Annotated in this window: 11 protein-coding genes; 6 read left to right on the forward strand and 5 right to left on the reverse strand. The window is 58.8% G+C overall.

Features of this window, described 5'->3' with window-relative positions; all coding sequences use genetic code 11:
- Positions 1-151 precede the first annotated feature (151 nt).
- The 6 genes from EE949_RS11225 (at position 152) to EE949_RS11250 (ending at position 6,639) form a co-directional block, all read left to right on the forward strand.
- Positions 152-1,105: an ABC transporter permease gene (locus tag EE949_RS11225; RefSeq protein WP_122664344.1), complete on the forward strand. Its 954-nt coding sequence runs from the start codon at positions 152-154 to the stop codon at positions 1,103-1,105.
- Between the two features lie 2 nt (positions 1,106-1,107).
- Positions 1,108-2,001, forward strand: coding sequence for an ABC transporter permease (locus EE949_RS11230; RefSeq protein WP_122664345.1), 894 nt, complete (start codon positions 1,108-1,110; stop codon positions 1,999-2,001).
- A gap of 2 nt (positions 2,002-2,003) precedes the next feature.
- Positions 2,004-3,047 carry an ABC transporter ATP-binding protein gene (locus EE949_RS11235; RefSeq protein ID WP_122664346.1) on the forward strand — a complete coding sequence of 348 codons (1,044 nt, stop codon included), beginning with the start codon at positions 2,004-2,006 and terminating at the stop codon, positions 3,045-3,047.
- Positions 3,044-4,051 (forward strand): ABC transporter ATP-binding protein, encoded by a 1,008-nt coding sequence (locus tag EE949_RS11240; protein WP_122664347.1) that lies wholly within the window; start codon positions 3,044-3,046, stop codon positions 4,049-4,051. The genes EE949_RS11235 and EE949_RS11240 overlap by 4 nt, the downstream gene beginning before the upstream one ends.
- Entirely contained in the window at positions 4,048-5,235 is a 1,188-nt protein-coding gene (locus tag EE949_RS11245) for an amidase (RefSeq protein WP_122664348.1), read from the forward strand. The genes EE949_RS11240 and EE949_RS11245 overlap by 4 nt, the downstream gene beginning before the upstream one ends.
- Before the next feature lie 138 nt (positions 5,236-5,373).
- Positions 5,374-6,639, forward strand: a complete 1,266-nt coding sequence (locus tag EE949_RS11250; RefSeq protein WP_122664349.1) for a Zn-dependent hydrolase — start codon at positions 5,374-5,376, stop codon at positions 6,637-6,639.
- Positions 6,640-6,793: 154 nt separating this feature from the next.
- Here EE949_RS11250 and EE949_RS11255 read toward each other — a convergent pair whose 3' ends face one another.
- The 5 genes from EE949_RS11255 to EE949_RS11275 form a co-directional block, all read right to left on the reverse strand.
- A complete protein-coding gene (locus EE949_RS11255) occupies positions 6,794-7,279 on the reverse strand; it encodes a helix-turn-helix domain-containing protein (protein WP_122664350.1) in 486 nt (161 codons plus the stop codon).
- Between the two features lie 301 nt (positions 7,280-7,580).
- Positions 7,581-8,192: a PqiC family protein gene (locus EE949_RS11260; RefSeq protein ID WP_122664351.1), complete on the reverse strand. Its 612-nt coding sequence runs from the start codon at positions 8,190-8,192 to the stop codon at positions 7,581-7,583.
- Positions 8,189-9,871, reverse strand: a complete 1,683-nt coding sequence (locus EE949_RS11265) for an intermembrane transport protein PqiB (RefSeq protein WP_122664352.1) — start codon at positions 9,869-9,871, stop codon at positions 8,189-8,191. Before EE949_RS11265 ends, EE949_RS11260 begins: the two co-directional genes overlap by 4 nt.
- Positions 9,864-10,478, reverse strand: a complete 615-nt coding sequence (locus EE949_RS11270; RefSeq protein ID WP_122664353.1) for a paraquat-inducible protein A — start codon at positions 10,476-10,478, stop codon at positions 9,864-9,866. Before EE949_RS11270 ends, EE949_RS11265 begins: the two co-directional genes overlap by 8 nt.
- Positions 10,475-11,107, reverse strand: coding sequence for a paraquat-inducible protein A (locus EE949_RS11275; RefSeq protein ID WP_122664354.1), 633 nt, complete (start codon positions 11,105-11,107; stop codon positions 10,475-10,477). The genes EE949_RS11270 and EE949_RS11275 overlap by 4 nt, the downstream gene beginning before the upstream one ends.
- Positions 11,108-11,285 lie beyond the last annotated feature (178 nt).

Here is an 11,285-nt window from a genome sequence, read left to right on the forward strand (position 1 = left end):
CTGAGACCTTCAGCCGGTCCTACAGGATTGCGCAGAACCTGTGGGAGCGAGGCTTGCCCGCGATGCATGAGACGCATCTGGAAGACATACCGCGTCCTCGTTTATCGCGAGCAAGCTCTGCTCCCACATAAAAACCGTGTGAGGCGACCTTATGCTTTCCTATATCTTGCGGCGCATTCTGCTGGCGACGCCTATTCTGCTGGGCGTTGCGCTGGTGTGTTTCATGCTCGTGCAAATGGCGCCCGGCGATCCACTGGTGTCGGTGATGCCGCCGGACGCTTCCGAAGCGTTGCGTACGCAGTTGATCCAGGCCTATGGATTCGACAAACCGCTGCCAGTGCAATTCGGCCTGTGGCTGTGGCATGCAGTCCATGGTGATCTGGGCATGTCGATTGCCAGTGGCCGCCCGGTAACCGCTGAAGTGCTCGGCGCAGTGGGGTATTCCCTGCGGCTCGCGCTGCTGGCGACCCTGATCGGTTTTGTCCTTGGCAGCCTGTTCGGCTTCGTCGGTGGTTATTTTCAGGACAGCTGGCTGGACCGTGTGGCGTCCGCCATTTCTGCGGTGGGCGTCAGCGTGCCGCATTACTGGCTCGGCATGTTGATGGTCATCATCTTCTCTTCGCAACTGGGCTGGCTGCCCGCGACCGGTGGCGGGCCTCTGGGTCAGGCCGCATGGGCGTGGGACTGGGCGCATCTGCAATTCATGATCCTGCCAGCCATCACCTTGTCGGTCATCCCGACAGGCATCATCGCGCGAACCGTGCGGGCTCAGGTCGCTGAGACGCTGGCTCAGGAGTTCATCATTGGCCTGCGTGCCAAGGGCCTGAGTGAATGGGGCCTGTTCCGCCATGTCGTGAAAAACGCTGCGCCCACAGCAATGGCGGTCATGGGCTTGCAGATTGGCTACCTGATGGGCGGATCGATTCTGGTCGAGACCGTGTTCGCATGGCCTGGCACCGGTTTGCTGCTCAATTCGGCGATTTTCCAGCGTGACCTGCCGTTGCTGCAGGGCACGATCTGGGTGCTGGCGCTGTTTTTCGTGGCACTCAATCTGCTGGTGGACATCCTGCAGACGTTGCTCGATCCACGTATCAAAAGGGGCTGAGCATGAACCTGTCGATATTACGACCGGCTGCACCGGTCATTGCCCCCGTAGAAAGCTCGCCGGGCTACTGGAGCGAAGTGTTCGGCCGCGTGCGCCGCGATCCGGTGGCGTTATTCGTGGGCACGATCATCTTCGTATTACTGCTGCTGGCGGTGTTCGGCCCCTGGATCGTACCGGGTGATGCGTTCACCACTTCGATGTTCAAACGCCTCAAGCCTATTGGTACCGAGGGGTTCCCGCTGGGCACTGACGAACTGGGCCGCGATTTGCTCTCGCGCTTGATGCTGGGCGCACGTTTGTCGCTGTTCATGGGCATCACGCCGGTGGTCTTTGCGTTTTTCATCGGTGGCGCGATCGGTGTGATTGCCGGTTACTTCGGCGGCTGGCTGAACAGCCTGATCATGCGCACGGTGGATGTGTTCTACGCATTCCCCTCTGTACTGCTGGCGATCGCTTTCTCGGGCGCGCTAGGTGCCGGGGTCAACAACGCGTTGTTGTCACTGACACTGGTGTTCGTACCGCAGGTGGCGAGGATCGCCGAAAGCGTGACCACCCAGGTGCGCAACCGGGACTACATCGAAGCCGCGCGGGCCTCGGGAGCGGGTTCATTCACGATTATCCGCACTCAGGTACTGGGCAACGTCCTGGGACCGATTTTTGTGTTCACCACCGGGCTGATTTCGGTGTCGATGATCCTCGCTTCAGGTCTGTCCTTTCTGGGCCTTGGGGTGACGCCGCCGGAGCCGGAGTGGGGCTTGATGCTCAACACATTGCGTACGGCCATTTATACCCAGCCGCTGGTTTCGGCGTTGCCGGGAGCGATGATTTTCATCACTTCGATTTCTTTCAACGTGCTCGCCGATCGTTTACGTGCGGCCATGGCAATCAGGAGCTGACGATGACCAAGCGCGATATTGGCGGTCCAGCGCAGCCACTGCTGAAAGTGGAAAAACTGGTCAAGCATTTTCCGGTCAAGGGGGCGCTGGGCAAACGCAGCGTGGTCCGGGCGGTGGATGGCATCAACTTCGTTGTTCATAAAGGCGAGACGCTCGGCGTGGTCGGCGAGTCGGGCTGCGGTAAATCGACCACCGCGCGACTATTGATGCAGTTGATTGAGCACGACAGTGGCGAACTGGTTTTTGATGCCATGACTGTTGGCGGTCACCAACTGCCGTTACGCGATTACCGCCGTCAGGTGCAGATGGTCTTTCAGGACAGCTATTCGTCGCTTAACCCGCGCCTGACCATGGAACAGTCGGTGGCGTTTGGTCCTTCGGTGCATGGGGTTAGCCAAAAGGATTCATTACTTCGCGCCCGGGATCTTTTGGGGCGGGTAGGGTTGGAGCCAACCCGTTTTGCCGGTCGATATGCCCACGAACTTTCCGGCGGGCAGCGCCAGCGGGTGAACATCGCCCGCGCGCTGGCGGTCGATCCACGGCTGGTGATTCTCGACGAAGCGGTCTCGGCGCTGGACAAGTCAGTAGAGGCTCAGGTGCTGAACCTGCTACTGGATCTCAAGGACAGCCTGCAACTGACGTATGTGTTCATCAGCCATGACTTGCACGTGGTGCGTTACCTGTCCGACCGGATCATGGTCATGTATCTGGGCGAGATCGTTGAAATCGGCCCTGCGGAGGCCTTGTTCTCCGACGCGCAGCACCCGTACACACAGGCGCTGCTGACCTCCATGCCGTCTATGGATCCGGCGCATCGCACGTTGATTTCGCCGCTTTCCGGTGACCCGCCCAGCCCGATCAATCCTCCATCCGGCTGCCGGTTCCACACTCGCTGCCCTCATGCAGAGGCGATCTGTGGACAGACCGCACCGTTGCTGACCGAGACCGGCGCGGGGCATCAGGCGGCGTGCCTGATGGTTCAGCCGGGGGCAGGGCACAGCCGCAGCCCTTCTGCGCAACTGATTCACAGAGGAGCACAGGCATGAGCGAACAACCCATGGTTGCCGTGCGTGACCTCAAAGTCCGTTTCAAGCGAGGTGGGCAGACGTTATCGGCGGTCAACGGCGTCAGCCTGCAAGTGGCTCGCGGTGAAGTGCTGGCGCTGATCGGTGAGTCCGGCTCTGGCAAGAGCGTGACCTTGCGCGCACTGATGCGCCTGCATTCGGAGCGTTCCACTACCATTGAAGGGCAAATCGATATCGCCGGGCAGGACTTGATGAAACTGTCCCGCAGTCAATTGCAGGCGATGCGGGGTCCTGTCGCGTCGATGATTTTTCAGGAGCCATTGCTCGCGCTGGATCCTGTTTACACCATTGGCCAGCAGATCGTCGAAGCGCTGCGTCGGCACCGCCCCATGTCCAAAACTGAAGCCCGGGCGGCGGCTCTGGAGGCGCTGCGCAGTGTGCGCATTCCAAGCCCTGAACAGCGCCTGGACGCTTACCCGCACGAGATGTCCGGCGGTATGCGCCAGCGGGCAATGATCGCTCTGGCGTTGGCGTGCAAGCCGCAGATTTTGCTCGCAGACGAACCCACGACCGCCCTGGACGCCACGGTGCAGATTCAGATTCTGATCCTGTTGCGCGAGCTGCAGCAGGCCCTTGGCTTGTCGATCATCTTCGTCACCCATGACATTGGCGCGGCGGTGGAAGTGGCGGACCGGGTCGCGGTGATGTACGGCGGGCGTATCGTCGAGCAGGCGCCACTGGCCGAGTTGCTTGAGAACCCTCAGCACCCCTACACCCGAGTGTTGCTTGGCACGCGACCCAAAGACGGGCTGCGCAAAGGCGAGCGTCTGGTGAGTATTCCCGGTGCGCCGCCGGACCTGGCCAACCTGCCGGCGGGCTGCGCGTTCGCACCGCGTTGCCCGCGAGCGAGCGATGTCTGTCGCAGCGAAGTCCCGCCCATCGAAGAGCTTCTTGCCGAGCACACCGTGAGTTGCCATCACTGGAATCAGGCACCCGTTCATTCTGTTTGTGAGTCCATGACATGACCGATTCTGCTTTCGCTTTGATGCCTTATCCCTATGTAAACGTGCCGCGTGCGGCCAGTGGTCCGTTGGCGGGTTACACGTTCGCCGCCAAGGATCTGTTTGATGTGGCGGGTTACCCCACTGGCGGTGGCAATCCCCATGTGTTGGCGATGTCCGGCATCAAGACTGTCACCGCACCCATCATCCAGCGCTTGCTGGACGCGGGTGCGGAGCTGGTGGGCAAGGCGCACACCAATGAAATGGCGTTCTCGATGAGTGGCAAAAACGCCCATTACGGTACGCCGCGTAACGGTGCTGCCCATGACCGGATACCCGGTGGCTCGTCTTCAGGCTCGGCATCGGCGGTCTCCAATGGCTTGTGCGATTTCGCGATGGGCAGTGACACCGGTGGGTCGGTCCGTACTCCGGCCAGCTATTGCGGGCTATACGGTTTACGCCCGAGTCATGGCAGGGTATCGCTGGCCAAGACTCAGGCGCTGTGCGAAAGCATGGACACCGCAGGGTATTTCGCCCGTGACGCCAAGGTGTTCGGTCTGGTCGGGGAATGCCTGTTGGGCGAGGACCCGGCGCCGCTGCCGGAGGTGCCGCAACTGGTGATCAGCGAGGCGCTTTTTGGTCTTTTGCCCTCAGCCTCTCTGGATGCACTGGCACCCGCGATTGCGCAAATCAGCGCCTGCTGCGGGCCGCTCGCAAAACTTGAAGGCGAACTACCCTCTCTAAACGACGCCTATTGGGCGTTTCGCTACATTCAAGGTCGTGAAGCCTGGCAGGCCCAAGGCGAATTGATCGAGCGTGAAGGTTTAGCGTTGGGGCCTGACGTTGCCGCACGTTTCGCCTGGTCCAAAGCCGTGACTGATGAGCAGTACAACGAGGCCTGCGCCTTGCGCGAACGCTTCGCCGAGACGTGGAAAGCGTTGCTGGGTGAGCGTGTGCTGGTTATGCCGACTGTTCCCGACATCGCGCCGCTGCTGATTGCCAAAGACGAAGAAATCGAAGAAACCCGACGCATTTCCCATCATCTGCTGGCTATTTCCGTGTTGTGCAAAACCCCGCAACTGACCATGCCGCTGGTCACGAAAGACGGTGTGCCGCTGGGCATCTCGCTGATGGGGCCGGCAGGCAGTGATTTGAGTCTGGTGAAGCTGGCGGTGAAGATCGCCGCGGCGCACCAGACCGTCGTCTAGCCAGCATTGGATCTGTAGGAGCTGCCGAAGGCTGCGATAGCGGTGTATCGGGATAATTGCTTCGCAGCCTTCGGCAGCTCCTACAGAGCGTGTGTTTGCAAATCAGAAAGTCAGTGCCCAAAAGATTGGAGAATCACCATGAACACCCCGTTCACCTCGACAACATTGCTTACCTCCAATGCACCGCTGATCAACAGCGAGCGTCTTTGGCAATCATTGATGGATCTGGCCCGGATCGGTGCCACGGCCAAAGGCGGTGTTTGTCGTCTTGCGTTGACTGACCTTGATCGGCAAGCACGTGACCTGTTCGTCAAATGGTGCGAAGAAGCGGGTTGTACGGTCAGTGTGGATGCAATCGGTAACATCTTTGCCCGCCGTCCGGGTCGTAACCCCGAACGTGCACCCGTGATGACCGGAAGCCATATCGATACTCAGCCCACCGGCGGCAAGTTCGACGGTTGCTTTGGGGTGATGGCGGGACTGGAGGTGATTCGTACCCTTAACGACCTCGGGCTGGAAACCGAGGCGCCAGTGGAAGTTGTGGTGTGGACCAACGAGGAGGGCTCGCGCTTTCCACCGTGCATGATGGGTTCGGGGGTGTTCGCAGGCCAACTGGATCTCGCAGACACGCTGCTCAAGCGAGACGAGCAGGGCCTGGTTGTCGGCGAAGAACTGCAGCGTATTGGCTACGCAGGCAGCAGGGCGGTGCTGGGGCACCCGGTCGGTGCGTACTTCGAAGCGCACATCGAGCAGGGACCCATTCTCGAAGATCAACGCAAAACGATTGGCGTGGTCATGGGTTGCCTGGGGCAGAAGTGGTTTGACCTGACGCTCACTGGCGTCGAAGCGCATGCCGGGCCTACCCCGATGTCCTTGCGCAAGGATGCCTTGGTGGGTGCAGCGCAGGTGGTGAGCGCGGTCAATCGTATCGCTTTGCAAAGCCAGCCCCACGCCTGCGGCACCGTGGGTTGCCTGAATATCCATCCGGGTTCGCGTAACGTAATCCCTGGCGAAGTGAAGATGACTATCGACTTCCGCCACCTCCAGGCTGACAAACTGCAAGCCATGGTTGATGACCTGCAGCAGGTCATTGAAAGCACCTGCTCGCAACACGGCCTGACCTGGCAATTGACGCCGACCGCAGACTTCCCGCCGCTGGACTTCGACGACCTCTGTGTCGATGCCGTACGCCAAGGGGCGGCGCAACTGGGACTGAGCCATATGGACATTGTCAGCGGCGCAGGGCACGACGCGATTTTCATCGCTGAGCTGGGTCCTGCGGGAATGATCTTCGTTCCGTGCGAAGGCGGTATCAGCCACAACGAGATCGAAAACGCGACTCCGGAAGATCTCGCGGCGGGTTGCGCGGTATTGCTGAGAGCAATGGTAAGTGCCGCTCAATAATATTCTGGTTTTCCATCCATAAAGGACATTGCTGGAGTTGAAGAGCCGGCAATGTCTCGTTATTTCATTGCAGTAACTTATAAAAAAACGAATATATCTATTCGCGATTATCGCTATAACAATAACTTCAAATGAGGGGGTTTAATCAATTCAGTCAATTCAAACGCGAGGTCACGAAGATCAGGCGTAACGTCGCCAATGCAATGGCTTCGGCCTCGCCCTTGATATCTTCGAGCTGGGTGCGCCTGCTATCACCTTTGCCTGATTCAGTGCTGGCGTCTGCCAGCCGACTGATCTGATACAAGTCAGTGGTGATACCGTGCAAGTTGGTCTGCAGGCGCTCAATCAGGCTGTCCATGCGATCGATGCCCTGCGAGCCGTCGCGCACAGGCAGATACGCGGACAGTTCGTCGACTCCAGACTCCTTCTTGATGAGAGGCAAACGAAGGCCAGTCACTACATAGGCTACATCGATACCGCCTTTGGCGATTCGGGACAGATAATCGGCTCTGGGGTATCGCAAGCCATTTTCGTAATTGCCTTGCGCATTGGTTTCAACACCGCCAATTGAGCCCAGCGCGCTTTGGGACAGTTTGAGGCGCAGGCGTTCTTCTTTCAGACGTTGACCGATGTGAGTCATGGCGGTTTTCCGAGCAGTTATTCATCAGGATTGCCACGCCTGAGGGCGGCAACTTGTCAGGGGTGAATATAACTAATCCAGATTCACAGCAAAGATAATGAAATCAACCGGATATGAGAGTCCGGTGGCTTTACGCTACCCAAAGAATGTTAACAATACAGCTTATCGAAACTCAAGGGGATCCCAAAACGCTAATTGGTGGGGCGATAGTTTCAATCGGATGTGTAAACGATAAGCATGCATCGCAATCGATGCCATAAGCAGCGGCCCACTGAGGGGGCCGCGAAGGGAGTTCAGCGTATCAAAGGCACCGTGTACTGGTCTGTGCCGACCAGGCGGTTGCCGTTTTAGCGATGTTGTCCGCCAGCCGCGAAACCGCACGCTGGTGAGCAATCACCAGATTCTCCATGCCTTCGCCCGCAGACTCACGGATAACGCTGCTGCAGGTCAGGCTTTGGCGTTTGGCGTCGTTGCTGCGTAACCCCAGGGTCCATACCACGTCGATCAGTGCGTATTGGTTCAGCACTGATTCAAAGCGGCGTACATCGGTGCGCACTGACAGCACCGGTTGAGCGGCATCCTTGGGCAGCCCGGCCATGTCACGGCTGCCAAAGCGGCGTTCGAGATGGCCAGTCAACGCATCGTGAAACTCGTCACCCAGCGGCGAGCCCCAGCGCTCGGCGTCCAGAATCGCCAGGCTGCCGTTGCCCTGACGTACCACCAATGGGGGTTGATCGACTTGTACAGCCATCAACACCGGCAGCATCTCGAACTGGAACGGTGCCGGGCTGGCAACCGGCTGCGGGTTAGAACCCATGGGCGCGATCAGCGTGTAGTAATGGGTCGGTGTCGAGGAACAGGCACTGATGCCCAGTGCGGCGGCCAATGCCATGAATGTCAGGCGCAGACTCATTGTTGTGGCTCCAGGTCGATGGCACGAGAGGATGACGGGGCTTTGTAGGAGCCGGGCGCGGCGTCGCCAGTGCGGCCACGCAGCAGCGCTTCAGGGTGACGGCTGAGGAAGTCGGTCAGTACCCGTACTGAACGGGCGGTGCGCTGTACCTCATCCATGGCCTGACCCAGTTGCTGACGGGCCGGAGAGTCTTCAGCCAGACTGTCGTTGGCCGTGCCGAGGGTTTTCTGCGCCTGTTTCAAGGTCCCGCGCATCTCAGGCAATACCGTACCATTAACGGTTTTTAGGGTTTTCTGAAGTTCGCTCAAGCTGCCGTTGAGGTTGTTCGCCAGGTCATCAAGAGGCAGTTTCCCGAGTTTCTCGACAAATGCCTGCAGTTGCTCCTGCAACTTGTCAAAGCTACCCGGTACGGTAGGGATTTCCAGTGGGCGTGCCTTCGGGTCGAACACGACTTTCGGTGCCTTGGGATCAAAGTCCATCGCGACATACAACTGGCCGGTCAGCAGGTTGCCGGTGCGGATCTGGGCGCGCAGGCCGCGGGAAACAAATGCGCCGAGGATGCGCGCAGATTGCTGGTCAAGGTCGCCGCTGCCGCCCAGTTGTTGGAGTTTCTCTTCCGCTGCGCCGAGGCGTTTTGGATAGATAACCGCGCCAACAATACCCGGGAAGGTTTGAGAGGCCGGGTCGTAGTCCAGGTCCACCGACACCACGCGGCCAATATTCACCCCAAGGAAGTCAACCGGTGCGTTGACCACCAGGCCACGCAGGGATTGCTGAAAGCGCATGCGGATATAGCGCGGTTCGCCATCCGGGGGCGCGAGTGCAGCGGTCTGATCGTCAAAAATCCGGAACTCGGCATTCTCATCGGCCGGCTTGGCATCGGGGCTCCAGTTCGGCTCGCGGAAGGCGATCCCGCCGGAAAGAATCGATGCCATGGACTGGGTGTCAATCTTCAGGCCCGAAGCCCCGACGGTCACATCCACGCCACTGGCATTCCAGAATCGGGTGTCGGTGGAGATGTATTGATCATTGGGCGAGTTAATGAAGATCTGAATATCGACGCCTTTACCGTCCTTGGACAGCTCGTACGACACCACCTGACCGACCTGAATGCGCCGGTAGTAAACAGGCGAGCCAATATCCAGAGAGCCCAGGTCGTCAGTATGCAGCTTGAAACGCTTGCCTCTGTCGCCAAACGTGACCGGCGGCGGTGTTTCCAGGCCGTCGAATTCGGATTTGGTTTTCTCCGAACTGCCAGCGTCTGCCCCGATGAACGCGCCGGACAGCAAGGTATCAACACCCGTCACGCCTTGCGCACCGATACGTGGCCGGACCACCCAGAAATGGGTGTCTTCACGGGTGAAAGGACCCGCATTGTTGTTCAGTTCAATGGTGGCAAGCACATGCGTGCGGTCTTCGCTCAGCGCGATGTCAGTCACCACCCCGATAACCACGTTCTTGTACTTGACCTGCGTCTTGTTGGCTTCCAGCCCTTCTGCTGTCTGAAAGCTGACGGTGATTTTCGGGCCAATGGACATCCAGTCATGAACGGCCATGGAGAGACCGATCAGGGCCGCGACGATCGGCACCAGCCAGACGAGCGAAACACGCAGGCGCCGCCGTTTGATATCCGGGCGGCGTGGAGCCGATGAAGAAGGGGGGAGGGTATTGTCAGACATCTTCAACCTCTGCGTCCCAGATAAGCCGGGGATCGAAACTCATGGCAGCGAACATCGTCATCACCACTACAAGACCAAAAAACAGAATGCCGATTCTCGGCTCGATAGTGCTGAGCTCATGAAACTGCACAAGGGCGGCAACCAGGGCCACCACTAACACATCGAGCATCGACCAATAGCCGATCAGCTCGATGAATCGATACAACTTCGCCCGCTCACGCATGGCCCAGGTGCTGCGCCGCTGACACGTGACAAGCAGCAGTCCCAGAACGAAGAACTTGATGCTGGGCACCACAACGCTGGCGATGAAAATCAGCAGGGCAATGTCCCAGGAGCCGCTTTTAAAGAATTCGACGACCCCACTCATGATGGTGTTCTGGCTGCTGTTGCCAAACATCGTGGTGTACATCACCGGCAGGGTGTTGGCCGGTATATAGAAAATCAGTCCGGCAATCAGGAAGGCCCAGGTGCGGACAATGCTGTTGGGTTTACGGGCGTGGACCGGTGATTCGCAACGCGGGCATTCATGGGTGTCCTCGGGGCACGCATAGCCGCAGATATGACACAGTACAAGGCCATGTTCGTGGGCGAAGGGTATACCGTTCACGAGGTTTGCTCTCCTGATTCCGTCCAGAGGCGTCGAGTGTGTTTACCGGCAATCAGGATGATCAGCACCATTAACATCGCCATCGCCCACAGGCCGACGCCGGCGTGCACGTCGAGCATGCCCGACAGCTTCACGATCGCCACCAGAATGCCCAGCATGCACACCTCCAGCATGCTCCACGGACGCAAGTGTTCCAGTGCACGCATGCACATTTTAAAACCCGGAGCTATCCGGCCTTTCTGGGCGTGTAACAGCACCCAGAACAACAGGATGATCTGCAGCATTGGCGCAAAAATGATTGATAGTCCGGCGACCAGCGCTATCAACGTGATGCGTCCCTGAGCCAGCGCTTCGACTGAAGACCAGAGCGTGACCTCGTTGCTCAGGCCTTTCATGCTGATGCTGATGACCGGGAAGACGTTGGCAAAAACAAACAGCACCGCAGCGGCAATGGTCAGCGCCAGCAGTTGCTCAAGGCTCAGGCGATGAGCGCGCTCAAGTACCGCGCCGCATCGCGCGCAGGAGGCCGTTTCGCCTTTCTGCAAAGGCACAGCCTCGTACAGCGAGTCGCAATGTTCGCAGATAATCAAATTAGCAGGGGGGCTGGTATCAGGCAAAGTGGTGTTCATCTACGCCGTGGGCCGGGGAGGATAACGCAAGAGACAGAAGGGCGAGAAGATACTTCTTGGCATCTGTATAGCTCCATTATCAGCCCGTCCCTAAAAGTTCAGCAGTATCGGTATGAGAGATGGACCGCGGGCGTTGTCTGACGTTCACATGTCACTAAGCCATTATTTCGCACACGAT

The sequence above is a fragment of the Pseudomonas viridiflava genome (assembly GCF_900602065.1).
Taxonomy (GTDB): Bacteria; Pseudomonadota; Gammaproteobacteria; order Pseudomonadales; family Pseudomonadaceae; genus Aquipseudomonas.